The sequence below is a fragment of the Desulfovibrio sp. genome (assembly GCF_019422935.1).
Taxonomy (GTDB): domain Bacteria; phylum Desulfobacterota; class Desulfovibrionia; order Desulfovibrionales; family Desulfovibrionaceae; genus Desulfovibrio.
The window spans coordinates 140,722-164,896 of sequence record NZ_JAHZCJ010000004.1; the positions used below are offsets into that span (position 1 = coordinate 140,722).

A 24,175-nucleotide genomic window follows, 5' to 3' on the forward strand; every position below is an offset into this window, starting at 1 on the left:
AGCTTCCTTAAGAACATAGACACAGACGACTATAATAGTAAGGAAAAAACATATGAAACTTACTGTAAACAAAGAGCAGATCATTGAAGGCCTGCTGAAGGCAGCTGCCATCATTCCTGCCAAGGCAGGGGCGCAGTATCTGCGCTCCATCTGGCTCAAGGCTGAAGAGGGCAGCCTTTCAGTCATGTCCACTGACGCCAACATTGAATTTACCGGGCGTTATCCTGCCGAAGTTGCAGCGCCAGGCCTCATAGGCGTTCAGGGCAGAGCCTTTGTGGATCTTGTGCGTCAGTTGCCCACGGGTGTTCTGCACCTCACCCTTGATGAAGCTTCTGGCAATCTGCTTTTGGAACAGGGACGCCGCACCTACAAACTGCCTGTGAGCGGAGCGGAGTGGTTTCAGAATTTCTCTGCCTTTCCTGCTGAAAATGCCGTCACCTGGTCTGGCGACTTTTTGCAGGACATTCTGGACAAGGTGGGCTTTTGCATCAGCGATGACGACGCCATGGACGCGATTGCCTGCCTGTGCATGAAACCACGCGGCAACGGACGCATCGACGTGTGCGGTCTCAATGGCCACCAGTTTGCCCTTGTTTCCTTTACCCATGACGAGCTGGCCGAACGCCTGCCCGAAGCGGGCATGCTGATCCAGAAAAAATACCTGGCGGACATCAAAAAATGGCTTGGCGTGGATGAAATCGAACTGAACATCACTGACAAGCGCCTGTATCTGCGCAGCCTGGATGGCGCTGAAACGCTCAGCCTGCCCCGTGCCGCCCACGAATACCCTGATTACAACATCTTCATGAGCAAGCTTGCCAGCGAAGACATGCACCCCATGACTCTTGCCCGCAAGGAAGCCATTGAAGCGCTTGGCCGTATTCTCATTTTTAATACCGAGAGCGACCGCTGCACCTACATGGATCTTTCTGCCGGGGAAGCATTGCTTTCCGCCCAGGGGCAGGATGTGGGCTCGGCCAATGAAAGCCTTGAAGTTGCTTATAATGGCGATATAAAACGCATTGCCTTCCCCACGCGCAACCTGCTTGACGTGCTGGGACACTTTGTTTCTGCAAAGATCGACATGATGCTTACCGGCTCTGAAGGCCCCTGCGGTATCCGCGGCGCCGATGATGCCGACTATACCGTTATCATCATGCCCATGAAGGTTTCTGAAACGACCTACTATAGCGAGGAAGACGTTTAATGGCTCCTGAAACCGGCAACGGCGGGTACAACGCCTCTTCCATTACCATTCTGGAAGGCCTGTCGGCTGTGCGTAAGCGCCCGGCCATGTACATAGGCTCTACAGACGCGCGCGGCCTGCACCATCTGGTGTACGAGGTAGTGGACAACTCCATTGACGAAGCCATGGCCGGCTTCTGTTCGCGGGTCACTGTTATTCTGCACGCTGACAACAGCGTGACTGTTCGCGATGACGGGCGCGGTATTCCTGTGGATATCCATCCCAAGGAAGGCGTGCCCGCTGTACAGGTGGTCATGACCAAGCTGCACGCTGGCGGCAAGTTCGACAACTCAAGCTACAAGGTTTCTGGCGGTCTGCACGGCGTGGGTGTTTCCTGCGTCAACGCCCTTTCCGAAGAGCTTACTGTCACAGTGCGCCGCGATGGGAAACGCTACCGCCAGCACTACGCACGTGGCGTACCGCAGGACGAACTGGTGGTTATCAGCGAGGGCTTCGTTGAAGGGCACGGCACCACCGTTCGCTTCAAACCTGACGAAGAGATTTTTGAAGTTCTCGAGTTTTCATATGAAACATTGAAGAAGCGCTTTGAGGAGCTGGCCTATCTTAACAAGGGCCTGACCATCGAGTGCATCGACGAGCGCATCGGTGAAACCCATGTGTTCCACGCCGAGGGCGGCATCCGCCAGTTTGTGGGCGACCTCAACTCCGGCGAGCAGGGCATTCACCCCATCATCTTTGGTGAAGGCATCGTTGATAATGTTACCGTGGATTTTGCCTTGCAGTACAATGCGGGCTACAAGGAAAACATTTTCACCTTTGCCAACAACATTCGCACCAAGGAAGGCGGCACCCACCTTGTGGGCTTCCGTACTGCACTCACGCGCGCCATCAACGGCTACATCAAGGGCCAGGCTGACCTGGTCAAAAAGATGAAGAACACCTCTCTGTCTGGTGATGACGTGCGCGAGGGTCTTACCGCCGTTATCAGCGTCAAGCTGCCCCAGCCGCAGTTTGAAGGGCAGACCAAAACCAAGCTCGGCAACAGCGAGATTGCCGGTCTGGTTGCCGGTGTGGTGTATGACCGCCTGAATGTGTATTTTGAGGAAAATCCCAAGGATATCCGCCTCATTATCGACAAGGCCGTGGACGCCTCGCGGGCGCGGGACGCAGCCCGACGCGCCAAGGAGCTTGTTCGCCGCAAGGGTGCGCTTTCCGACAACTCGCTGCCCGGCAAACTGGCCGACTGCCAGAGCAAGGATCCCATTGAATCCGAACTGTTCATCGTGGAAGGTGATTCGGCAGGCGGTTCTGCAAAGCAGGGGCGTAACCCAAAAAATCAGGCCATCCTGCCCTTGCGCGGCAAAATCCTGAATACGGAACGCACCCGCTTTGACAAAATGCTTGCCAACAAGGAAGTGAAGGCGCTCATTACCGCCATGGGCGCTGGCATAGGCGAGGAAGATACCGACCTCGACAAGCTGCGCTACCATAAAATCATCATCATGACAGACGCCGACGTGGACGGAGCGCACATCCGCACCCTGCTGCTGACCTTTTTCTTCAGGCAGTATCAGGAGATGGTGGAGCGCGGCTTTGTCTACATCGCCCAGCCGCCTTTGTACCGCGTGCACAATTCGCGCATGGAAAAGTTCATCAAGGACGACCCCGAGCTCAACGAATTTCTGCTCACCCGCGTGAGCGAAGACGTGACAGTGGTGGCTTCAAACGGCATGGAATTCTGCGGCAAGGAACTCATCAGCCTCATGGAACACATTGAAAAGCTTGAAAGCCGCGTGAATGATGCCGAAATGTCCGGCACCCCGCGCGACCTCTTCATGGCCCTTGTGACCCATGAAAAGCAGATTGACGCCCAGAGCCTTGAAAATCAGGATAGTGAACTTACCGAATGGCTCAACAGCCACGGATATATGCTCACCCTTGAGCGGGAAAAGAGCGAAGACGAAGAAGAACGCCTGTTTGCCATATTTGAAAATACCGGCGGGCACCACACCCGCAGGGGCATGGAGTTTTTCTCCTCACGCCTTTACAAACAAGGCTGGCAGCTCTTTGACGAACTGCGCCAGCAGTGCGGCTCTTTTGCCTTCAACCTGCGCAAAAAAGACGGTGAAGTTGCCGCGGAAGACCTGTTTGCGCTTATGCGCATGGTGCTTGATGAAGCCCGCAAGGGCATCAACATCCAGCGCTACAAGGGTCTTGGTGAAATGAACCCCGACCAGCTCTGGGTGACCACCATGAACCCGGAAAACCGCGTGCTCCTTCAGGTTTCCGTGGAGGATGCCAACGAGGCTTCTGACGCCTTTGTGGAACTTATGGGCGACCGTGTGGAACCGCGCCGCGATTTTATCGAGCGCAATGCCCTGGCCGTACAGGATCTTGATATTTAAAAGGAAAATCTGTGTGGTGCTGCCCGTGCCGGGCAGTTCCACACTGCTTCCTGTGAATATATCAATAGCGTGAAGCGAAAAGCCCGGTTTTCAACAAGGTTTTTCGCCGCATGACACGTAAAATGGGGATGCAGCAGGGTTCTGGCCCGTTGCATCAGGAGGGGTTTGCCCTTCCAGCCCCCAAATAACAGCAGCGAGGCCCGCAGTGGCAGATATGCAGCAGCCGCAGATCAGCATTGAAACAGAACTCCGCAAATCGTATCTGGAGTATTCCCTTTCGGTCATTATCGGGCGCGCCATCCCGGACGCGCGCGATGGCCTTAAGCCGGTTCACAGGCGTATTCTTTTTGCGCAGTACGAGCTTGCCAACAACTATAACCGTCCGCACAAAAAATCCGCGCGCATCGTCGGTGACGTCATCGGTAAATATCACCCGCATGGCGACGCTGCCGTGTACGATGCCCTGGTGCGTATGGCGCAGGAATTTTCCATGCGCGATCCCCTGGTGGACGGGCAGGGCAACTTTGGCTCCATTGATGGTGATGCCGCTGCTGCCATGCGTTATACCGAAGTGCGCATGTCCAAGCTTGCCCAGGAGTTTTTGAACGATCTGGACAAGAATACCGTGGATTTTCGGCCCAACTACGATAATACCCTGCAGGAACCCACTGTCATGCCAAGCAAGGTTCCCAACCTGCTGGTCAACGGCAGCTCGGGTATTGCCGTGGGTATGGCCACCAATATTCCGCCCCACAACCTGGGCGAACTGTGCGATGCCCTGCAACTGCTCCTTGATAACCCGCAGTGCAGCATCGATGAGCTCATGGATTATGTGAAAGGGCCGGACTTCCCCACCAGGGGCTTTGTCTACGCGGGAAAGGGCCTGTACGACGCCTACCACACCGGGCGCGGCACGGTTAAGGTGCGGGGCCGCATTGAGATTGAAGACCGCAAAAAAGGCGCGCAGAGCATAATTATCCGCGAGATTCCCTTTGGGCTTAACAAAAGCTCGCTGGTGGAAAAAATCGCGGCTCTGGTCAATGACCGCAAGATTGACGGCATCACCGACCTGCGCGATGAATCCGACCGCAAGGGCATACGCATTGTTATTGACCTCAAGCGCGGTACCATTCCCGACATTGTGGTCAACGCCCTGTACAAGTTCACGCCGCTGGAAACGAGCTTCGGCATCAACATGCTGGCCGTGGTGGACAACCGCCCGCAGCTGTTGAACCTCAAGACGGCGCTTTCCTGCTTTGTGGATCACAGGCGTGAAGTGGTCATCCGTCGTACGCGCTACGATCTGGAAAAAGCCGAAGCCCGCGCGCATATTCTGGAAGGCCTGCGCATCGCCATCGACAATATTGATGAAGTGGTGGCCCTTATCCGCGCTTCCGCCAATCCGGAAGAAGCCCGTAATGCCCTGATGGAGCGTTTTGCGCTTTCAGAAGTGCAGGCCAAGGCCATTCTTGAAATGCGTTTGCAGCGCCTTACTGGGCTTCAGCGTGAAGAGCTGATGAACGAATACAAGGATCTGCTGCAGAAGATCGAATTCTACCGCTCCATTCTGGAAAATGCCGAAGTGCTGCGCAGCGAACTTAAGCGCGAGATTGCCGAAATCCGCGAAACCTTCGCCACGCCGCGCCGTACGGAAGTGCTGCGCGAAGCCCTGACCGACATTGATATTGAAGATCTCATCCCTGACGAAGAAGTGGTCATCACGCTGTCGCGCCGTGGCTACATGAAGCGTACCGGGCTTGAGAACTATCAGCAGCAGAAGCGCGGCGGCAAGGGCATTGCGGCCCTGCATACCTCGGATGACGACTACGTGCAGGAATTCTTGTCCACCACCAATCACCAGTATCTCTGCCTCTTCACCAACAAGGGGCGCATGCACCAGCTCAAGGTGCATCAGGTGCCGGAGGGCAGCCGCACGGCCAAGGGCGTGCATATCAACAACCTGTTGCCGCTTGAAGAGAACGAGTGGGTTACGACAGTTCTTGCCCTGCGCGAGTTTGCCGAAGACAAGTTTTTCCTGTTCATCACCAAGAGGGGCATGATCAAGCGTTCCTCCGCCTCGCTCTATGCCAAGTGCCGCAAGACTGGCCTCATGGCTGTGGGCCTGCGTGAGGACGATGAACTTGTGGTGGTGCGCCCCATCCGCGACAACAACCATATTGTTCTGGCCACGGCGGACGGTTTCTCCATCCGTTTTGGCTGCAACGACGTGCGGCCCATGGGTCGCGTGGCCACGGGCGTCAAAGGTATTGCCCTGCGCAGACAGGACTTTGTGGTGGCGGCGGTCATCGTCAAGGATATCGACCAGACCACCGAGATCATGTCCATTTCTGCCAACGGTTACGGCAAGCGCACCAGTGTTGATCTTTACCGCCTGCAATCGCGCGGCGGCAAGGGTATCATCAACTTCAAGGTGACGGCCAAGACCGGGCCTGTGATCGGGGCCATGCCCGTGCGCGACAACGACGGGCTTATCCTGCTGACCTCCTCCAACAAGATCGTGCGTATCGGCGTTGACGATGTGCGCAGCAAGGGCCGCGCCACCATGGGCGTTATGCTCGTGCGGCTTGATGAAGGCGGGCATGTAGTGGGCTTTGACCGTGTGGACGAAGGCGGGCAGACCGGAAGAGACGCCAGCGCCGAAATGGACGATGACAATATGACCGATGTCGCTTCCGCTCCTGCTGTTGCCGAGCCCGAAGGGCTTGCTGACGACAGTGCTGACGATGACGGTGAAGAATAACCACAGCTGATGAAAATATTGCGGCGGGTCTGCGGCAAGGGTTTGATCCTGTGTCTGTGCCTGGTTTTTGCTGGCTTTTTGTGTGCTTGCAAAGACCAGAGCATGGTGGGTGATGACCTTTCCGCAGCCCGCACCGCAGTTTCTTTGCGCGACTGGTCCCTTGCCGAAAGGCTACTTGAGCGTTATCTGCGTGAGGCACGGGATGCAGATTCGCGTTGGGAAGCGTGGCAGCAGTTGCTGGTGGTGCTCAATGCCGCCGGGCAGGAACCTCGTGCCACCCTTGAATGCCTTGAAACAATGCTGGCGGAATTTGCAGACAATGACGCCAGAAGCGCCGTTATTCTGCGGCGCATGGGCGAGGTAAACGAGGGTTTGAGGCGTTATGGCCGTGCTGCGGATGCCTGGAATGCTTATATAGGTCTTGCGGGGTTGTCGGCGGAGCAGACTGTGGATGGTTACCGCAGGCTGGCAGCCATGCAGTTTAACCTGCGCCGGTTTGACGCAGGCGAAGACACCTTGCAGCAGTGTCTTGCTCTGCCCATGGCGGATCATGACAAAATAATGTGCATGTATGATCTTGCCGACCAGAACATGGCAAGGGAACGCTGGCAGGATGTGTCTGACCTCTGCCAGCAGATACTTGATAGCGATCCGGACAAAACTCTGCGTGGTCTGGCGGGCTATTTGCTGGCTGATGCCCTTGAACAGCTCGGTAAGGGAAAAGAAGCCCTGAAAAACTTCGAACTGGCCCGCGACGATTATCCCAATCCGTCGGTCATCGATAATCGCATTGCGCATCTGCGCAAAAAACTGAAGAAGTAAGGCCTATGATCAAGCACGAATGCGGCGTATTCGGCATTTATGACCACGAGGAAGCGGCTCGTCTGGCTTATTTCGGTTTGTATGCACAGCAGCATCGCGGCCAGGAAAGCGCGGGCATAGTTACCTTTGACACCGACGGAGTACACGAACACAAGGGCATGGGCCTTGTGCCCGATGTTTTTTCTGAGGCCCATCTCAAGGCTCTGACCGGTAGAACTGCCATAGGACATGTGCGCTATTCCACCACCGGGCGTTCTTCCAGCAGCAATGCCCAGCCCTTTCTTGCCCATTTCAAGGGGCGGGATGTGGTGCTTGCGCACAACGGCAATCTGGTCAATGCCGCGCAGTTGCGCGAAGACCTTGAAAACGAGGGCGCCATATTTTCCACCAGCAATGACACGGAAGTGTTCATGCATCTGCTGGTGCGCGCGCTCAGGCACAACGACCTGCCCGGCGCAGTCAAGGAAACCTGCGCCCGTGTTCGCGGCGCATACTGCCTTCTGGTTATGGTAGACGGCGTTATGGTGGCGGTACGCGATCCCCATGGCTTCCACCCTCTGGCCTTTGGCCGCATGAACGGAAGCCCCGTGTTCGCCTCTGAAACATGCGCCTTTGATCTGCTTGAGGCCGATTTTGAACGCTCTGTTAAACCGGGCGAAATGATCATCGTTGACGGCAACAGTGTGCGCAGCGATCACCTTATGGGGCCGCTGCCCGAGAAGCCTCGTCAGTGTATTTTTGAACTGGTTTATTTTGCCCGGCCCGACTCCTATATTTTTGACGAGCAGGTCTATCTGTGCCGCAAAAAAATGGGCTGGAATCTGGCTGACGAGTCTGCGCCGGAAGTGGATTATGTGATGCCCTTTCCGGATTCGGGCATTTACCCCGCGCTTGGGTTTGCCCAGCGTTCCGGCCTGCCCTATGAGCATGCCATGATCCGCAACCACTATGTGGGGCGTACCTTTATCCAGCCGTCGCAGAGCATGCGAAGCTTTGGCGTGCGGGTTAAGATCAACCCTGTGCGCGAAATGATTGACGGCAAGCGCATCTGCATTATTGACGACAGCATTGTGCGCGGCACCACCATGATGACGCGCGTCAAAAAGCTGCGCGAACTGGGCGCAAAAGAGGTGCATATCCGTATTTCCAGCCCGCCGGTCAAGTTCCCCTGCTTTTATGGCATAGATTTTTCTTCGCGCGGGGAGCTTATTGCGGCGCAGCATAATCTGGCGGAAATCACCCGCAAGCTGGATGTGGATTCTTTGCATTATCTCAGCATCGCAGGCTTGCTCGGTTCTGTGAGCAAGCCGCAGCATTACTGCATGGCCTGTTTCACGGGCGAATATCCTGTGCCCTGCGACGACTGCGCCGGGAAATTCAGCCTTGAATCCCCTTGCGCCAGCAGGTAGACCATTTCTTTCGCGCCGTCTTGCACATCAGGACAGCCAGTTTTCTATGAGGAAGCCATGAGTATCGCACGTATCAAGGGTTTTGCGGATATGTTTCCGCCGGACAGCGACCAGTTCACGCGCATTGAAAATACCGCGCGCCAGGTTTTTGGGCGCTACGGTTTTGTTGAGTTGCGCACGCCGTTGCTGGAATTTACGGAGCTTTTTTGCCGTTCCATCGGTGAGGAAACCGATGTGGTGCAAAAGGAAATGTATACCTTTCCTGACCGCAAAGGCCGTTCGCTTACCCTGCGGCCTGAAGCCACGGCTGGCGTTATGCGCGCCTATATCGAGAGCGGGCTGACCAATCGCGAGCCTGTGAGCCGTTTGTTCACCACCGGCCCCATGTTTCGTTATGAACGCCCGCAGAAAGGCCGCATGCGCCAGTTCCACCAGATCAACTGCGAGTGCCTTGGCAGCCACAGCCCCATGGCTGATGCAGAACTGGTCAGCATGCTGCTGCGCTTTTTGTCAGACCTTGGCCTTACGGATTTGACGCTCAAGATCAATTCCCTTGGCTGTTCGGAATGCCGCCCCAAATTCAAGGCTGCATTGCTCGAATATCTTGCCGGAGTTGACAAGGACGCCCTTTGCCCGGACTGCGCCCGCAGGGTGGAGACCAACCCATTGCGCGTGCTGGACTGCAAGCAGCCCGGCTGCCGCGCCATTACGGACAATGCCCCCAAGCTTATTGATTATAACTGCCCCGAATGCCGCGCCCACTTTGATACGGTGCTGGAGCTGCTGCAAGGGCAGGGGCTTGCCTTTGAGCTTGATCACAGGCTTGTGCGTGGTCTTGATTACTATTGCCGCACTACTTTTGAGGTGGTAAGCGGCAGCATTGGCGCTCAGGCGGCTGTGGCTGGCGGCGGCAGGTATGACGGCCTTGTGAAAAGCCTTGGCGGGCCTGACGTGCCAGGCGTGGGTTTTGCCTGCGGTATGGAACGCCTTGCCCTCATGATGGGCGAGGGTAGTGGTCAGGCAGCCGATTTTTATCTGGTTGCCATGGACGCGCAGAGCCGCGCGCAAGGCTGGCAGCTTGCCCAGAAGCTGCGTGACGCCGGGCTTACTGGCGAGATGAATTTCAGTGAAGGCGGCTTTAAAAGCCTCATGCGTCAGGCTGGAAAGTCCGGCGCCGGGCATTGTCTGATAATAGGCCCTGACGAAGCCGCTCAGGGCACAGTGGTCGTAAAAAACCTTGAAAGCGGCGAGCAGTGCTCTGTGCCGCAGTCAGGCGTACTCCAATTCTTGCAAACGGGAACCAACAATGACTGAACAGATGCAGACGCAGGACGCGCAGCAGGATGTGCAGCGCGAACACCAGAAATTTGTCACTGAGCTTGGTGACTGGCAGCGCAGCCATTCCTGCGGTCAGTTGACCATTACCAATGATGGTGAAGATGTTTGCCTGATGGGTTGGGTGCAGTACCGCCGCGACCATGGCGGCCTGATTTTTGTCGACCTGCGCGACCGTGATGGCCTCACTCAGGTTGTTTTCAGCCCGGATATCGCTCCTGCCGCGCACGAAAACGCGCATATCCTGCGTTCGGAATATGTGCTTGCGGTCAAGGGCAAGGTGCGTCCTCGCCCCGAAGGCATGGTCAACGCCAATATGGTTACTGGTCAGATTGAAATCGTGGCCTATGAGTGGAAGCTGCTCAATACTTCCAAGACGCCGCCTTTTGCCATTGAAGACCGCAGCGACGCCGGTGAGAACCTGCGCCTTACCTGGCGTTATCTTGATCTGCGCCGTCCGCGCATGCAGGCCAATCTGCGTTTGCGCCACAAGGTTTCGCAGGCCGCCCGCTGTTTTCTGGACGACAACGGCTTTACGGAAGTGGAAACCCCGGTGCTTACCAAGTCCACCCCTGAAGGGGCCCGCGACTTTCTGGTTCCCAGCCGTTTGAATAATGGTGAATTTTACGCTTTGCCGCAGTCGCCCCAGCTGTTCAAACAGCTGCTGATGGTTGCCGGTATGGAACGTTACTTCCAGATCGTGCGCTGCTTCCGCGACGAAGACCTGCGTGCCGACCGTCAGCCCGAGTTCACCCAGGTTGACCTTGAAATGAGCTTTGCCGATGAAGAACAGGTCATGGGCATCGCAGAAGGCCTCATGGCCCGCGTGTTCAAGGACGTGATGGGCAAGGATCTGACTCTTCCCTTCCCCCGCATGCCTTGGGACGAAGCCATGGCCCGTTATGGCGTGGACAAGCCCGATACCCGCTTTGGCCTTGAGCTTGTGGATATTACGGATATTGTGCGTGGCTCCGGCTTCAAGCTTTTTGCCACTGCGCAACTGGTCAAGGGTATGAAGGTTCCGGGCGGCGAGTCCATGACCCGCAAGGAAATTGATGCCTTTACCGAATTCGTCAAGATTTATGGCGCTCAGGGTCTGGCCTGGATCAAGATCAAGGCTGACGAATGGCAGTCGCCCATCGCCAAGTTCCTTTCGGACGAAGAACGCAAGGGCATTGCTGAAGCGCTTGATCTTCAGGTCGGCGACATCGTCTTTTTCCAGGCGGGCGAGGCTTCCATGGTCAACGCCGCCCTTGGCAACCTGCGCGTGCATCTTGCCAACCATTTGAAGCTGATTCCTGAAAACAGCTTTAACTTTCTTTGGGTTACGGACTTTCCGCTGTACGAATACGACGAGGAAGACAAGCGCTACGTGGCCTGCCACCATCCTTTCACCTCGCCCGCGCCCGGTCATATGGAACTGATGGTTACTGACCCGGCCAAGGCCCGTGCCCGCGCCTATGACATGGTGCTCAATGGCTGCGAAGTGGGTGGCGGTTCTATCCGTATCCACTCCGGCGAAGTGCAGCGCCGTATGTTTGAGGCCCTTGGCTTTACGCCTGAGCAGGCAGAAGAGCAGTTCGGCTTCCTCATTCAGGCGCTTGATCTCGGTGCGCCGCCGCATGGCGGTTTGGCTTTTGGCCTTGACCGTCTGGTCATGCTGCTTTCTGGTTCGTCCAGCATCCGTGATGTCATTGCCTTCCCCAAGACGCAGAAGGCAACCTGCCTCATGACCAACGCGCCTTCTCCTGTTTCTTCCCGTCAGTTGCGGGATCTCGGCCTGCGCTTGCGCGAAGTACCCGGCACAGAGCAGAAAAAGGACGGCGCTACAGCCGATAAAGTTTAGGAGGCGGACGTCCGCATGATTCTTGATATTGTCACCTATCCTGACCCCAGGCTCAAAGAGCTTTGTGAACCTGTTGCCGAGGTGACGGACGACATTCGTCAGCTTGCTGCCGACATGCTTGAAACCATGTACGCTGCTCCTGGTGTTGGTCTTGCTGCGCCGCAGGTTGGGCGCAACATCCGCATGCTTGTGATGGACCCGGCCATGAAGGACGAGGAAAAACAACCCCGGGTGCTGATTAACCCTGTGCTGACCCTCTCCGGCGAAGAAGTTCTGAGCGAACAGGAAGGCTGCCTTTCTGTACCCATGAACTATAGGGCCGACGTCAAGCGCATGAGCAATGTGCATCTGCATGCGATGGATCTGGACGGCAATATCATTGATGAAGATCTGGACGAATTCCCGGCCATTATCATTCAACATGAATATGATCATCTGGACGGCATACTGTTTATCGACAAGATAAGCCGCCTGCGCCGCACCCTGTACGACAGCAAGGTGAAAAAATGGCTCAAACGCAAAAGTGCCGTATAGTCTTTATGGGTACGCCCGAGTTTGCCGCCGCCAGCCTGAAAAGGCTGGCGGCCTGGCCTCGTGGCGAAATTGTGGCGGTATACACCCAGCCGGACAGACCGGCAGGGCGTGGCCACAAACTTGCTGAATCGCCTGTTAAGAAGCTTGCTTTGCAGCTTGGTCTGCCTGTCATGCAGCCCGCCAGTCTCAAAAGTGCAGAGGCACAGGCGGAGCTGGCGGCTTTCAAGCCTGATCTGCTGGCTGTGGCGGCCTATGGACTCATTTTGCCGGATGCCGTACTTGCCATGCCGACTCTGGATACAATCAACGTGCATGCTTCGCTTTTGCCGGGCCTGCGTGGCGCTGCACCCATCCAGCGGGCTGTGATGGAAGGCTGGCAGCAGGGTGCCCGGGCTGGCATTTCCATCATGCGTATTGTGCGCAAGCTTGATGCCGGGCCTGTTTTTGCAACAGATGGTCTGCCTATTGGGGAGCATACGGCAGGCTCCCTGCACGATGCCCTTGCTGGCATTGGCGCAGAACTGCTAGTGCGCGTTTTTGACGATATTCTTGATGGCAAGGCGCAGGCGGTGGAGCAAGACGATGCTCTCGCAACCCATGCCCCTAAAATTTCCAAGGAAGACGGCTTTATCGACTGGTCGCTCCCAGCCGCCCAGGTTCATGCCCGGGTGCGGGGAGTTACCCCGTGGCCCGGCGCGCGCACTGTGCTGGAAACAGTGGACTGTGATGGCAAGCAGCGCGAAGCGCTTTCGCTCATTCTTGCTCCAGGCAAGGTGGGGCAATCGGCGCAGGGTCATTCCCCAGGCTCATTACGGGTTGATGCAGACGGTTTGAGCATTGCTTGCGCTGATTGCTGGTATGTGCTCTCTGCGGTCAAGCCTCAGGGTAAAAAAGAGATGTCGGCACGCGACCTGCTCAACGGAGTGCTGCGCGGGTTGCCCAAGGGAGTTTGTGGTCTGGCAAGAGTTCCCGAACCTGGGGAGTAATGTTTTTTTTCGCAATGGGTATTTTTAATGAGGCTCTTTTGAGCCTCGTTTTTTCTTTTTTTGACCTATGTATCGCGTTGCGAGCTTGCGCTTTTCATAGGGTCAGTTTTGTGCGATTTTGAGGCTCACGACGGTTTTTTGCTTCTGACTTTTCAAACCGAGGCCACATGTTTCGTAAATCGCCCTTTTCCTTGCCGCCAGAGCAGTATGGTGGAGCGCGAAAGCGCGTTTTTATCGGGCTCATGCTTGCCTCGTGCCTTCTGCTGTGCCTTGGTGTAGCTTTTTTTCTTATTTTGCCCTGGATTGGCTTTTTCTCAACGCAACACTGGCTGCCATCACTCAGTATGGGTTTTGGTTTTGTTATTATTGTGGCCCTGTTGTGGCTTTGCATTATCCTTATATTTCATATTTATACTGGAAAATCATTGCCGGGTGTGGACAGTGTGCGGCATGTCACCATACGGCTTTTCTTTCCGCTTATGGAATTACTTGCCAAGGCTGTTGGTATTGATAGAGGAAGAGTGCGGCGCAGCTTTATTAAAGTGAACAACGAGCTGGTGCTTGCCAGTGGCTGTACGGCACAGCCGCACGAGCTTTTGCTGCTTTTACCGCATTGCGTTCAACAGGCTTTGTGCCCGCAACGGCTCGTGCACAATCCGGATAATTGTCAGCGCTGCGGCAAATGCCCGGTCGGTGAGCTGCTTGCATTGAGGGACAAGTATGGCGTGCGGCTTGCCATTGCCACAGGCGGCACCATTGCCCGCCGCATTGTGGTGCAAACGCGACCGCGCTGCATTATTGCTGTTGCCTGCGAGCGCGACCTTACATCCGGCATTCAGGACAGTTACCCTTTGCCTGTCTTTGGTGTTCTCAACCTGAGGCCGCATGGGCCGTGCGTTGATACGCTTGTGCCCATGAAGGCACTGGAAGATGCCGTTCGTATTTTTCTTGGCCTTTCACAACCTTTGCATCGGGGCAGGGCATAGCATGAACAAAATTAGTTTTGCCCAGTCTAGTGCTGCTGTTGCGACCTTGCCTGGCAAGATTCGCAAACTTTCTCCCACGGCCCGTCATTGCGCGCTGTGGGCGTTAATTTTGGTTGATTCAGGCATGACAGCCCAGCAGGCTCTTGCAGCGGCTTTGTCCAGTGCGTCCGCAATAGCTACAGCTCCTGGCACAGAAGCATCAGGCCTTGCCGCGGTTGAGCGCAATCTCTGCTCTGAGCTTGTCTATGGATACTTGCGCACGGAACTTCGCATTGCGTTTATTTTGTCCAGGGTACTGCCGCGCCCGCAATCTTTGCCACGCCCTTTGCTTCATGTGCTGGGGCTTGCGGTGTATGGCCTGCTTTTTCAGGACAAGGTGCCGGATCATGCCGCTGTTTTTAGCGCTGTAGAGACTGCACAGGCCTTGTACGGTCAAGGGTTGGCTCGTGTAGCCAACGGGGCTTTGCGTTCAGTACAGCGCCTTGCAGACGCTCCCATGCATGAGGATTTTTATCTGCCCAAGGGCGTGGAAGCCGGATGCGCGGAGCACATGGGACTTTTCTATTCTTTGCCGCTGTGGATCATGGGGCACTGGTACAAACACTACGGACGTGGTGCCGCCTTGCAGCTTGCACGACGTTCGTTTGAGCGCCCCTGGAGCGCAATGCGCGTCAACGCCCAGCATGCCGATGCCGTGGTGTTGCGTGAGGCATTGCTCGCCGGCGGTGGAGAAGCGGTAGGGCACTGGGGGATTGCTTTTGCACCAGGTGCACAGCCGCACGCTGCTTGTGGCAAGACACTGCATGCCTTGCAAACTGAAGGCGCACTTTCGTATCAATCCGCTGGTTCGCAGCTTGTTCTTGAGGAGCTTGGCCTCTACGACTGGGACAAACCCGTTTGGGATGTCTGTGCTGGTTTTGGCGGCAAAACAGTTGCCCTGCTTGAACGGGGAATTGCGGTTCCTTTTGCTACAGACCGCAGTATGCAGCGTCTTGCCGGCTTGCCGGGGCAGTGCGCACGGCTAGGTCTTGCCTGCCCCTCAGTTGCACTTACCGATGCAGTCACGCCACCGCTTAAGCATTGGAATGGGCACCTGGTTGTGGACGCCCCTTGCTCAGGGCTTGGCGTGCTTGCCCGCAGGCCAGATATCCGCCGCAGGCCGCCGCAGGAGGCCATTGACCATGAGGGCTTGCAGCAATCCATGTTACGCAATCTTGCGACAAGGATGCGTTCGGGCTGCAAGATTGCTTATATTACCTGCACCCTTCGGCCCAATGAAAATGAGAAACAGATTGACCGCCTTGTGCGCGAATCAAGCGGTTTGCAGGTGCTCAAGCAATGGCAGACGCCACATGAGCATCCTTGGCTTGAGGGCATGTTTGGCGCGCTTTTGCTCAAGGCTTGATCTCTACAAAAAATGATAAGCGCAACCGGAGCATTCCGCATTGCGCTTATCATCGTATTGGCAGGGCAGGGTATCTGTTCTGCTCGCGTATTTTTCCCGCTGCTTATTCGGCGGGATTTTCTGTAGATTCTTCTTCAACTTCCGGCAGGGTCACGCCCAGTTTTTGCAAAAGCTGCTCAAGCTCTTCGCGGCTTCCGTATGCAAACGCAATGCGGCCGCTGTTTTCGTCGCCGCTTACCTGGGTTTTGCAACCAATGCTGGAGCAAAGATTTATTTGCAGCGTCTTGAATTGCGGGCTTTTCTTTCTGGGGGCTTTGGCGCGAGGCTGCGGGCTTGTGTCTTCCTGTTCCCAGGGCAGGGCGTTGTGCCCTCGCCAGAAGGCGGCGGCGTCTTCTGCTTCGCGAACAGTAAGTTTGTGGCTCAGGATGCGCTGGCGCAGGGCTTCGGAAGCAATGGGCGCGTCAATGCCCAACAGGCAGCGCGCGTGCCCTGCGCTGAGCAATCCAGCCTGAATGTCGGCCCGGGCGTTTGCGCTCAGTTGCAGCAAGCGCAATGCGTTGGCGATTGCTGGGCGGCTTTTGCCAAGTCGACTTGCCAGTTCCTCCTGCGTTAGCTCTAGGGCATCCCGCAATGCCTGGAGGGCTTCGGCTTCTTCAATGGGGTTGAGGTCTTCGCGCTGCAGGTTTTCAATAAGAGCTGCTGCCATAACCTCTTTGTCGCTCAGCTCGCGCACGTAAACGGGTACTTCTTTGAGCCCCGCCAGTTGCGCTGCACGCCAGCGGCGCTCACCCGCAACAATCTGATAGGTGTTTTCTCCACCCAGCGGGCGCACAAGCAGCGGCTGGATAATTCCCTGCGATTTGATGGAATCGGCCAGTTCCCGCAATGCGGCATCGTCAAAGTGTCTGCGCGGCTGATTGGGGTTGGGGTGCAAGGCCGTAATCGGCATCAGGTTCACTGCGCTTTCCTGCCCTTGCGGTTCCTGCTTTGGCGCGGTTCCACCAAACAGTGCGTCAAGCCCTCTGCCCAATCCCTTGCTGCTGCTCATTTTTCTTCCTCCAGCATAAGCTGTGGTTGCGGCAATACAACCATTGTTCCGGACCCCAGTGGTGCAGGTTCGTTGCCATTGCGGACTACCATTTCAGCAAGCCGCTTGCGTGATTGCCTTTATCCAAAATTTGTATGTGCAGAACGTTTACTGCACGATGCAGGGTCTATTTTTGGTCGCAATCTCATTGCGTAAACCACCTGAACTTGGTTGCTGTCTTCTTGACATTTGCCCTTGGGGCACGGCACCTTATGCGCTATTGTTTTTGGGCAGAAACCTGCTTGGCTGATCAGTTGCGCAATGGGCTGTTTTTTGCCCTTGTGTGAGGCGTATTTTTTGTTCCAAAGTTCGACTTTGGCATGCCCCCGCTTTTTACTTCAAGGACTTGTTATGCAGGATAACCCGCAGCTTCAGTACATCACCGATATCAAGGGCAATATTTCTTCTGTGATCATTCCCTGGCCCCTTTGGGAAAAAATGGAGCCCAAGGTTCGCAGCATATTGGCAGCAGACGCAAAGCCGCAAGAGCTTGAACAGGCAGCTGGCCCGCTGGAAAGTTTTGAAGAGCTCATGAAGTTTTGGGATTTCAAGTATCCCTATAGCCCTTCAGTCACCTGCCCCCACTGTGCTGCTAACACCGATGATTGGCGCAACGATCCGCAACGTCCGTTTATCCTGACTAACGCAAACGTTGGCGGCCTGCTTGTTTTTCATTGCCGCGCATGTGGAACCACAATCAGGCAGAAGCATTTTCATAACCACGTTGCGCTGGAGCATACCACGCCCAAAGAATAATCTTGCGCCTATTGCAGAACCGTATTTTTTTTGCTTGGTCTGCGCAGTACGATTTCTTTGGCTAAGCCAAGGTAGGCTTCCGCACCCTTGGATTTTATATCGTAATGGATGATGGATTTGCCGTGGCTTGGCGCTTCTGAAAGGCGTACGTTGCGGGGAATGACGGTTTCAAACAGATGCTCGGGGAAGCAGCGGCGCACCTCGTTTTTAACTTCGCGAGTCAGGCGATTGCGTGTGTCGTACATGGTCAGCACCACACCCAGCAGAGAAAGATCCGGGTTGAGTCTTTTTTTCACCTGCTCGTAGGTTTGTAGTAGTTTGACGATGCCTTCAAGTGCAAAAAATTCACATTGCAGGGGAATGAGCAGTTCGCGTGACGCGCAGAGGGCGTTGAGTGTCAAAAGTCCCAGAGAAGGAGGGCAGTCGAGAATAATATACTCATAGTCGTTGCGCACGCTTTTGAGGCATTCGTCCAAAAAAAACTCGCGCGCCATTTTGTCCACCAGTTCCAGTTCAACTGCCACGAGGTTGGTGCTTGCGGGCAAAATATCCAGAAATGGGGAACGGCTTTTGGCTATATTTTCTTTCAGCTTTTCTGGTTCATAGAAGGTATTGTAAAGATCGCCGTGCAGGTCTTCCTGGTGCAGGCCTATGCCGCTGGTGCTGTTAGCCTGCGGATCACAATCAACGAGCAGAACTTTTTTTTCCATAACTGCAAGTGCAGCGGAAAGGTTGATGGCAGTGGTGGTTTTGCCCACCCCACCTTTTTGATTCGCGATGGAAATAATGCGCGCCATTGAGGCCTCCCAGTCATTTTGACTGATTTTAGAGGAACTGCTGCTTCAACCATCAGGCGAACCTGTCAGGAGCAGATACTTCAACGAGCATGAAATTTCTGGCTTTGCCGCCTTTTTCATGGTTCACATGAAGAGAAAAACTTCGTGTTTCACATGAAACATGGGGGCGGCGCTGAAAGCTGCAATGGGTTGTTTGTAAAAGAGAGAATTGAGAGCGTCAAGGCTAAAAGCAGATTGAGCAACAAAACTTGCCCCATAAAGGTAAAGCGCGTAAAAAAAATGGCACAATCTCTTGGCTGGAGAAAGTATGGAACTAGCAAAAGTGCTGTTGGTTGATGATGAATCAGATGTAACACGGATACTCTCCAAGCGCCTTGGTCGCCGAGGGTATGAGTGCCAATCCGCTGCCAACGGGCAACAGGCCGTGGATGCCATGGAGCAGTTCCCCTTTGGCATTGTAATCATGGATGTAAAAATGCCGGTAATGGATGGCATGTCCGCCTTGCAGATTATCCATTCCCGCTGGCCAAAAACTCAGGTGATTTTGCTTTCAGGTCATGCAGACATGCAGCTTGCGGTTCAGGCCATGAGCGAGGGGGCGTTTGGCTATCTGATGAAGCCTGTTGACATTGATGAGCTGCTCTTTAAAATTGAAGATGCCGCTACCCAGATCCGCCTTGAAGCGGAGCAGGGCTAAGCGAGAGCGCAGAAAATAAGGATAGTGTATGGTTAGTAAAAAAATGATGGCGTCCTTCATACTGGCCTCAAGCCTGGCCGCCGGGATTGTGCCCGGCATGATCGCCGTTGCAAATGCAGTGGAAGTCACGGAAGAAAACCTGCCAAAGCTACTTGAAAAACTGTTCCGTGATCGGCCAGAGCTGGTCATGGATGTATTGCGCAGGCAAAGCGAGTCTGTGCTCGATATTGCACAGCAAGGGTCAAATTTGCGCCGTCAGCACAGCCTTGAGGCCCAGTGGGCGCAAGACATGAAGGTAACCAAAACGGTTAAAACCGAGGGGCGTCCTGTTATGGGCGCGCCCAAGGCCAAGGTGCGCATTGTGGCTTTTTCTGATTTTACCTGCCACTTTTGCCAGCAAGCCTCCAAAACTGTGGATGCCATTTTGCAGGAATACGGCAAGGACGTGAGCCTTGTTTTCAAAAACATGCCTCTGGACGACAAGGGCCCGGCCAATATTGCTTCGGCATATTTTGTCGCCATATCGCAGCAGAGCGAAGAAAAGGCATGGCAGTTCTATAAGGCGCTCTTTGCTGATCGAGACAAGCTCATTGCGGAGGGTGAAGCCTTCTTGAAAAAGACCGCTGAAGGCCTCAATGTGGACATGAAGCGTCTCGCCAAGGATGTGCACAGCAAAAAAGTTACGGATATCATCGCTGAAGATCAGATGGATGCCCAGAAGCTCGGCATTGAGGGTACTCCGTACTTCCTCGTAAATAACCTGGTGGTTCGTGGAGCCCTGCCGCTTGATCTCTTCAAGAGCGCCGTAGATATGGCGCTGAAAAACAGCAAATGACACATGATAATCCTGCCAGCCTGTGAATTCGATTTACCGCAGATTTTGGCCCTGCAAAAGGCTGCGTTTGAAAGCGAAGCGAGGTTGGTAGAAAATTGGGATATTCCGCCACTCACGCAAACGCTTGAGAATCTGGTGGAGGAATGGCGCACTGGCGTCACACTCAAGGCATTGGATGGGCAGACGCTGGTAGGAACGGTCAGGGCGCGCACTACAGAAGACACTGTCCACATTGGCCGCCTTGCCGTGCTGCCGCAATGGCAGGGCAGGGGGTGCGGTTCAGCTTTGATGACGGCAATTTTGTCCGCAACAAAGGCCGCACGGTACGAACTCTTTACCAGCGCAAAGAGCGAACGCAATTTGCGGTTATACCAAAAGCTCGGGTTTGTTCCTTATAAAAAGGCCCAAACAGCAAACGGGGTTGAACTGGTCTGGCTGGAAAAGATCAGCAACCTCGGTAGGGAGTGACACGCCTCAGAGCGATGTTTTGCGGAGTATTCCGCAAGCAGAAAGGCCGCGCAATTGCGCGGCCTTTTTCATGTTCATTGGCAAAATTTATTCTGATTGTCCTGATCCACCGCGATTGCGGATAACCTTGGTCATCCATGAGCGCAACTGATCAAGGTCGGCTTGTTGCGTTTTTTCCGACGAATCAAGCAGAACGCGCAAGTTTGCAACTTCCTGGCGCAACTGTCCAACCTCTGGCGCAGTGTTGCCGCTTGGGGCGGGAAGTCGCTGTACAACAAGTTGCAGCAAATGGGCAATGCCCTCAATGGCGTTTGTCTGGCGCTCCAGAATCTGAAGCGCGGCAGAAGGGAAAAAGTCATTGCTCGAAGGAACTTCAGCAAGGGCTGTGGAAGAATCAGCATCCGCAACAGCAACCGCATTTCGCGGAAAGCGCGCGTTGAGCGCATCTTCAACCGCCGCTGCCGTGCGGGATTTTTGCATCTGTTCAAGCACAGCCGCAATGACATCCAGCGTTTCGCGCCGATAGCGGCGTCTGCGGCCATCGCCAACGCTGGGAATAAAATGGGCAAACCGTTTGCAGTAATAGCGGGTGGTGGATTCTGGCAAGGAAAAATGGCGTGAAATATCCGCAATACTCAACAGGCTTTCAGCAACTACAGCCTTGCGAGCCATGTCTCCTCCCGCGCCGGGCAAAGGACGCTTGAAACACGCTACGAGGCGCGTCACCCGGAAATTTGAATCGGATAAAGGGAGTGGGCAGAAAAGGAAATCAGCAACAAAGTGATTCCGATGTAATTCTTTTTGAAATACTCCAAACAAAATTTAATAGCAAGTCAGCAAACAGAAAAGGCGGTACAGCATATGCCGTTACCGCCAATAAAATAAACAATTGCGTGGTTACGCGGTGGCGCTGCTGCTGATCAGTACACCACCCGCCTCACCGCGATAAGCTTGTTGCGCCAATACGGAACATCAAGGCTCTCAACCCTCACATTTTCGCCGCGTCTGGGGCTGTGGATAAAGGAATTGCCACCAGCATATATGCCAGTGTGCAGCCCCCTTGGGCCGGAACTGGTGCGAAAAACAAGGATATCTCCCTGCCGGACAGATGAAAGCGGCACCTGCTGCCCTGTGTGTGCCTGATCAGTTGTTATACGCGGCACTTTTACACCGTTCTGATTATATGCCCACCAGATCAAACCGGAGCAGTCAAAGCCCTTTTGCGGTGAGGCTCCGCCAGGTCTGTATTTTTTGCCCATTTGCGTATAGGCCGTTTTAACAACCTTGCGCGCGGACTCAGGTGCTGGCCCGCTATCGGGCGCGGATCTGAAAGCTCCGCAGCCTGTCAGAAGTACGGCGCAGGCCAAGAGCAACGCAAAATTGCGCCATCTTCGCCAAGTGTTTGAGTGTATTGCTGCTTCCATGCTGCAACCTACTGTGTTTGCAAACAATTTTGCAAAAGTCAAAAATATAACACATATGTGCTGCATAGGATTTAGCAATTTGTGTGCCTGAGCGGCAGGCTGCGAGGATTATTGCTGGCAAACCCCCAATAATAATGGGCTAACAAGCTGCAATAACACCAGTATTCATACTTTTGGAGATCAAAACAGCAAGGCCCCTCTTCAGGGGCCTTGCTGTTTTGAAGGTTATGCAGTGCCGCGTAACCGCATGGCCTGCATGCAACTACGGGCTACTGGGCAGGCTTTGCCTCAGAAGTGATCCTTGTCTGATTGTCCCAAACCTGATCAGCTTTTGGCAAAGTGGGCAGCAGCTTGGTCCAGGGGTTCTTCTTGAGGAATTCGGGGTCCTGCTGGAGCTTGCGGCTCATTTCCAGAATGGGCGGCACAGTTTCCTTGATATCCTTGGAAAGCGCTTCAGCGATGCCAAAATCCGTAGCCTTGGTGGCAAGGTCAACAGCCTTCTGGCTGCATTCCATAGAGGTCATGAGCGTATCAAGCGTCTTGGCGGGGTTGTGGAAACCAACGCTGTTTTCCGCAGAAACGTAATCCCAGAACAGCTGGCCCTTGCGCACCATTTCGCGCGCTTCGGTCATCAGGGCGTCGTAATCGGCTGCGCGCTTGCCTTCGTAGGCATTGGCAAGACGAACAGCTTCATGCGCCTTAACCGAGATTTCCTGCGCTTTCAGCAGCTGTTCAAAGGCTTTCTTCTGGGTGTATTCCACGCGGCCGCGCAGGTAGTCAGCAGTTTTGTCGGCGTGGCACTGACGGCAGGCGCGCAGTTCCGGATCCTTGAGAGGCGAGGTCATCCAGTGACTGGAAACCTTTTTGCCGCCTTCACGCATGTAGGGCATGTGGCAGTCGGCGCAGGCAACTCCGGCAGCGCCGTGGGGGCCGTCCTGGAACATTTCATAGTCAGGATGCTGCATCTTGATCATGCCGACCTTGGAGGCCGCGTGCGTCCAGTCAACAAAAGGTCCGGGCTTGCCATCAGCGCCCTTGGGGCCGTGCCCCTTGTAGTACTGGTACATGTCTTCGGGGTTAAAGCCGTTGTCCCAGGGGAACACGGGCTTGGCGGCGGGGCCGTTGTCCTTGTGGGTGAAGTAGTATTCCACGTGGCACTGGGCGCACACGAGGCTGCGCTTCTGGTTGCGCGAAAGCTTGGCCCAGTCTTGTCCGCTGCGCTTCAACCAGTCTTTGAGCGGCTCGGAGTAGGGGCGCAGCTCCATGGTCACAGGATCGTGGCAGTTGGCGCAACCGATGGTTTCATCCATCTCGTTGATCTTGTCTTTACTGCGGAATTCATTGACGTCTTTTGACCAGAAGGCATCGCCGTACTGCTTGACCCATTCCATCATCTTGGGGGTCTTGCAGTTCCAGCAGGTGGCGGGCAGACCGCCCTTGCCGTCAGCGGCAAAGCGGTTGATACGGTCAATATTGAGAAAATCTTCTATGGCGTAGGTGTGCCCCCGCGCCTCATTGTATTCATACATGAAGGGATAACCCAGCCACAGGTTTTTGAGATAGGGCTGGGCGTGTTTGAAGCCCTTAGGCAAAGGATTGATGTTGTCGTTCTTGTGATAGGGTATGGAACCCTTGTACTCGGTCATGACCGAGGATTCGTTGTTCTTCATGTACGAGGCATACTGCTGCGGAAAATCTTTCTGGAAAGCAGAAATACGGGTTTCACTTTCAGGAATGGAAGTTTTGTACTTGGGGGGCTTAAGGTCAGTGGAAACATCCTGACAGCCCGCAAGCAAAGCTATGCCAAGCAGGGCCGCCACTCCCAGGGCCTTGTGTATGTTGCTCTTAGTCATTGGCTACCGTCCTTGTGCTTATAGGCATCATGCGCATGTGGGCCATACCCTTGTGGCAATCCACGCAGTAGGGTTTGGCGTCCATGCTGGCCACATTGACATTGGTCTGACTATGGCAGGCCATGCAGTTGGCATTGACCACATCCTTGGTGCGAACACTCAAAGGACGCGGAATGTCGTGGCCTGAAACATTGCCGATAACGTCGCGCAGGCCTTCCTGGGCCTTGAACGGCAGCTTGGCCAGCAGATTATGCGGGGCATGGCACTCATTGCAGGAGAGCTTGGCGTGTGATCCCATTTTCTGGGTCACGGCCGCTTCCTGCATTATGTGACAACTGGCGCAAAAAGGTCGCTGGTCAGTTGTCGTCATGGCGTACGCAAGCACACCCAAAAGCACCATTCCCGCCGCAACGCCGCCCAACAGCACCTTAAGCCATGGTCCATTGCGGGGTGTTCCCATAGAGCCTCCTAACTCGCTCCTTGTGTGCCGCCCCCATGGCGGCATCCCGGTTAAGAAAACAAGAAACGTACCAAAATTAGCAAATAAAATAAAAAAATAATT

21 protein-coding genes are annotated in these 24,175 nt (G+C 54.9%); 15 read left to right on the forward strand and 6 right to left on the reverse strand.

Going from position 1 to position 24,175, the window contains the following annotated elements:
• The first annotated feature begins 52 nt into the window (after window positions 1–52).
• The 11 genes from dnaN to QZ383_RS07260 all read left to right on the forward strand — a co-directional run bounded on the left by dnaN (window position 53) and on the right by QZ383_RS07260 (window position 15,696).
• Window positions 53–1,207, forward strand: coding sequence for a DNA polymerase III subunit beta (dnaN, locus tag QZ383_RS07210; RefSeq protein WP_240823278.1), 1,155 nt, complete (start codon window positions 53–55; stop codon window positions 1,205–1,207).
• Entirely contained in the window at window positions 1,207–3,612 is a 2,406-nt protein-coding gene (gyrB, locus tag QZ383_RS07215; RefSeq protein ID WP_291444264.1) for a DNA topoisomerase (ATP-hydrolyzing) subunit B, read from the forward strand. Before dnaN ends, gyrB begins: the two co-directional genes overlap by 1 nt.
• A 214-nt stretch (window positions 3,613–3,826) precedes the next feature.
• Complete coding sequence (gene gyrA / locus QZ383_RS07220) at window positions 3,827–6,373, forward strand: DNA gyrase subunit A (protein WP_291444422.1); 2,547 nt, start codon at window positions 3,827–3,829, stop codon at window positions 6,371–6,373.
• 9 nt (window positions 6,374–6,382) lie between these two features.
• Window positions 6,383–7,195 carry a hypothetical protein gene (locus QZ383_RS07225; protein ID WP_291444265.1) on the forward strand — a complete coding sequence of 271 codons (813 nt, stop codon included), beginning with the start codon at window positions 6,383–6,385 and terminating at the stop codon, window positions 7,193–7,195.
• Between the two features lie 5 nt (window positions 7,196–7,200).
• Complete coding sequence (purF, locus tag QZ383_RS07230) at window positions 7,201–8,604, forward strand: amidophosphoribosyltransferase (protein ID WP_291444267.1); 1,404 nt, start codon at window positions 7,201–7,203, stop codon at window positions 8,602–8,604.
• Between the two features lie 57 nt (window positions 8,605–8,661).
• Window positions 8,662–9,918, forward strand: a complete 1,257-nt coding sequence (gene hisS / locus QZ383_RS07235) for a histidine--tRNA ligase (RefSeq protein ID WP_291444268.1) — start codon at window positions 8,662–8,664, stop codon at window positions 9,916–9,918.
• A complete protein-coding gene (aspS, locus tag QZ383_RS07240) occupies window positions 9,911–11,785 on the forward strand; it encodes an aspartate--tRNA ligase (RefSeq protein WP_291444271.1) in 1,875 nt (624 codons plus the stop codon). The genes hisS and aspS overlap by 8 nt, the downstream gene beginning before the upstream one ends.
• Window positions 11,786–11,800: 15 nt before the next feature.
• Window positions 11,801–12,319, forward strand: coding sequence for a peptide deformylase (def, locus tag QZ383_RS07245; protein WP_291444273.1), 519 nt, complete (start codon window positions 11,801–11,803; stop codon window positions 12,317–12,319).
• Window positions 12,292–13,305 carry a methionyl-tRNA formyltransferase gene (gene fmt, locus QZ383_RS07250; protein ID WP_291444275.1) on the forward strand — a complete coding sequence of 338 codons (1,014 nt, stop codon included), beginning with the start codon at window positions 12,292–12,294 and terminating at the stop codon, window positions 13,303–13,305. Before def ends, fmt begins: the two co-directional genes overlap by 28 nt.
• A 167-nt stretch (window positions 13,306–13,472) precedes the next feature.
• Entirely contained in the window at window positions 13,473–14,291 is an 819-nt protein-coding gene (locus QZ383_RS07255) for a DUF116 domain-containing protein (protein ID WP_291444276.1), read from the forward strand.
• 1 nt (window position 14,292) lies between these two features.
• Window positions 14,293–15,696, forward strand: a complete 1,404-nt coding sequence (locus tag QZ383_RS07260) for a transcription antitermination factor NusB (RefSeq protein ID WP_291444278.1) — start codon at window positions 14,293–14,295, stop codon at window positions 15,694–15,696.
• 103 nt (window positions 15,697–15,799) lie between these two features.
• Here the strand turns inward: QZ383_RS07260 and QZ383_RS07265 are convergent, their stop codons facing one another.
• Complete coding sequence (locus tag QZ383_RS07265; protein ID WP_291444279.1) at window positions 15,800–16,744, reverse strand: ParB/RepB/Spo0J family partition protein; 945 nt, start codon at window positions 16,742–16,744, stop codon at window positions 15,800–15,802.
• Between the two features lie 336 nt (window positions 16,745–17,080).
• Between QZ383_RS07265 and QZ383_RS07270 the strand changes: the two genes are divergently transcribed.
• Complete coding sequence (locus QZ383_RS07270; RefSeq protein ID WP_291444280.1) at window positions 17,081–17,539, forward strand: hypothetical protein; 459 nt, start codon at window positions 17,081–17,083, stop codon at window positions 17,537–17,539.
• Between the two features lie 8 nt (window positions 17,540–17,547).
• Here QZ383_RS07270 and QZ383_RS07275 read toward each other — a convergent pair whose 3' ends face one another.
• A complete protein-coding gene (locus QZ383_RS07275; protein ID WP_022659024.1) occupies window positions 17,548–18,336 on the reverse strand; it encodes a ParA family protein in 789 nt (262 codons plus the stop codon).
• Window positions 18,337–18,643: 307 nt separating this feature from the next.
• Between QZ383_RS07275 and QZ383_RS07280 the strand changes: the two genes are divergently transcribed.
• Genes QZ383_RS07280 through QZ383_RS07290 form a run of 3 tightly spaced genes read left to right on the forward strand, consistent with a single transcriptional unit; the run spans window position 18,644 to window position 20,336 of the window.
• Entirely contained in the window at window positions 18,644–19,033 is a 390-nt protein-coding gene (locus tag QZ383_RS07280; protein WP_192113131.1) for a response regulator, read from the forward strand.
• Window positions 19,034–19,061: 28 nt separating this feature from the next.
• On the forward strand, window positions 19,062–19,868 hold the full coding sequence (locus QZ383_RS07285; RefSeq protein ID WP_291444281.1) for a thioredoxin domain-containing protein: 807 nt from the start codon (window positions 19,062–19,064) through the stop codon (window positions 19,866–19,868).
• A gap of 3 nt (window positions 19,869–19,871) precedes the next feature.
• Window positions 19,872–20,336: a GNAT family N-acetyltransferase gene (locus QZ383_RS07290; RefSeq protein WP_291444282.1), complete on the forward strand. Its 465-nt coding sequence runs from the start codon at window positions 19,872–19,874 to the stop codon at window positions 20,334–20,336.
• Window positions 20,337–20,423: 87 nt separating this feature from the next.
• Here the strand turns inward: QZ383_RS07290 and QZ383_RS07295 are convergent, their stop codons facing one another.
• The 4 genes from QZ383_RS07295 to QZ383_RS07310 all read right to left on the reverse strand — a co-directional run bounded on the left by QZ383_RS07295 (window position 20,424) and on the right by QZ383_RS07310 (window position 24,073).
• Window positions 20,424–21,008 carry a MerR family transcriptional regulator gene (locus QZ383_RS07295; RefSeq protein WP_291444283.1) on the reverse strand — a complete coding sequence of 195 codons (585 nt, stop codon included), beginning with the start codon at window positions 21,006–21,008 and terminating at the stop codon, window positions 20,424–20,426.
• A gap of 248 nt (window positions 21,009–21,256) precedes the next feature.
• On the reverse strand, window positions 21,257–21,826 hold the full coding sequence (locus QZ383_RS14480) for a C40 family peptidase (protein ID WP_365861378.1): 570 nt from the start codon (window positions 21,824–21,826) through the stop codon (window positions 21,257–21,259).
• 203 nt (window positions 21,827–22,029) lie between these two features.
• The gene (locus QZ383_RS07305) at window positions 22,030–23,613 is read right to left on the reverse strand and encodes an ammonia-forming cytochrome c nitrite reductase subunit c552 (RefSeq protein WP_291444284.1); all 1,584 of its coding nucleotides are present in this window, start codon (window positions 23,611–23,613) and stop codon (window positions 22,030–22,032) included.
• Complete coding sequence (locus QZ383_RS07310; RefSeq protein ID WP_215647502.1) at window positions 23,606–24,073, reverse strand: NapC/NirT family cytochrome c; 468 nt, start codon at window positions 24,071–24,073, stop codon at window positions 23,606–23,608. Before QZ383_RS07310 ends, QZ383_RS07305 begins: the two co-directional genes overlap by 8 nt.
• Between the last annotated feature and the right edge of the window lie 102 nt (window positions 24,074–24,175).

What these genes read in the sequence shown, in the direction of transcription:
- dnaN (WP_240823278.1), top strand. Translation starts at nt 53, where the DNA reads ATGAAACTTACTGTAAACAAAGAGCAGATCATTGAAGGCCTGCTGAAG.
- gyrB (WP_291444264.1), top strand. Translation starts at nt 1,207, where the DNA reads ATGGCTCCTGAAACCGGCAACGGCGGGTACAACGCCTCTTCCATTACC.
- gyrA (WP_291444422.1), top strand. Translation starts at nt 3,827, where the DNA reads ATGCAGCAGCCGCAGATCAGCATTGAAACAGAACTCCGCAAATCGTAT.
- QZ383_RS07225 (WP_291444265.1), top strand. Translation starts at nt 6,383, where the DNA reads ATGAAAATATTGCGGCGGGTCTGCGGCAAGGGTTTGATCCTGTGTCTG.
- purF (WP_291444267.1), top strand. Translation starts at nt 7,201, where the DNA reads ATGATCAAGCACGAATGCGGCGTATTCGGCATTTATGACCACGAGGAA.
- hisS (WP_291444268.1), top strand. Translation starts at nt 8,662, where the DNA reads ATGAGTATCGCACGTATCAAGGGTTTTGCGGATATGTTTCCGCCGGAC.
- aspS (WP_291444271.1), top strand. Translation starts at nt 9,911, where the DNA reads ATGACTGAACAGATGCAGACGCAGGACGCGCAGCAGGATGTGCAGCGC.
- def (WP_291444273.1), top strand. Translation starts at nt 11,801, where the DNA reads ATGATTCTTGATATTGTCACCTATCCTGACCCCAGGCTCAAAGAGCTT.
- fmt (WP_291444275.1), top strand. Translation starts at nt 12,292, where the DNA reads ATGGCTCAAACGCAAAAGTGCCGTATAGTCTTTATGGGTACGCCCGAG.
- QZ383_RS07255 (WP_291444276.1), top strand. Translation starts at nt 13,473, where the DNA reads ATGTTTCGTAAATCGCCCTTTTCCTTGCCGCCAGAGCAGTATGGTGGA.
- QZ383_RS07260 (WP_291444278.1), top strand. Translation starts at nt 14,293, where the DNA reads ATGAACAAAATTAGTTTTGCCCAGTCTAGTGCTGCTGTTGCGACCTTG.
- QZ383_RS07265 (WP_291444279.1), bottom strand. Translation starts at nt 16,744, where the DNA reads ATGAGCAGCAGCAAGGGATTGGGCAGAGGGCTTGACGCACTGTTTGGT.
- QZ383_RS07275 (WP_022659024.1), bottom strand. Translation starts at nt 18,336, where the DNA reads ATGGCGCGCATTATTTCCATCGCGAATCAAAAAGGTGGGGTGGGCAAA.
- QZ383_RS07280 (WP_192113131.1), top strand. Translation starts at nt 18,644, where the DNA reads ATGGAACTAGCAAAAGTGCTGTTGGTTGATGATGAATCAGATGTAACA.
- QZ383_RS07285 (WP_291444281.1), top strand. Translation starts at nt 19,062, where the DNA reads ATGGTTAGTAAAAAAATGATGGCGTCCTTCATACTGGCCTCAAGCCTG.
- QZ383_RS07290 (WP_291444282.1), top strand. Translation starts at nt 19,872, where the DNA reads ATGATAATCCTGCCAGCCTGTGAATTCGATTTACCGCAGATTTTGGCC.
- QZ383_RS07295 (WP_291444283.1), bottom strand. Translation starts at nt 21,008, where the DNA reads ATGGCTCGCAAGGCTGTAGTTGCTGAAAGCCTGTTGAGTATTGCGGAT.
- QZ383_RS14480 (WP_365861378.1), bottom strand. Translation starts at nt 21,826, where the DNA reads ATGCAGCACATATGTGTTATATTTTTGACTTTTGCAAAATTGTTTGCA.
- QZ383_RS07305 (WP_291444284.1), bottom strand. Translation starts at nt 23,613, where the DNA reads ATGACTAAGAGCAACATACACAAGGCCCTGGGAGTGGCGGCCCTGCTT.
- QZ383_RS07310 (WP_215647502.1), bottom strand. Translation starts at nt 24,073, where the DNA reads ATGGGAACACCCCGCAATGGACCATGGCTTAAGGTGCTGTTGGGCGGC.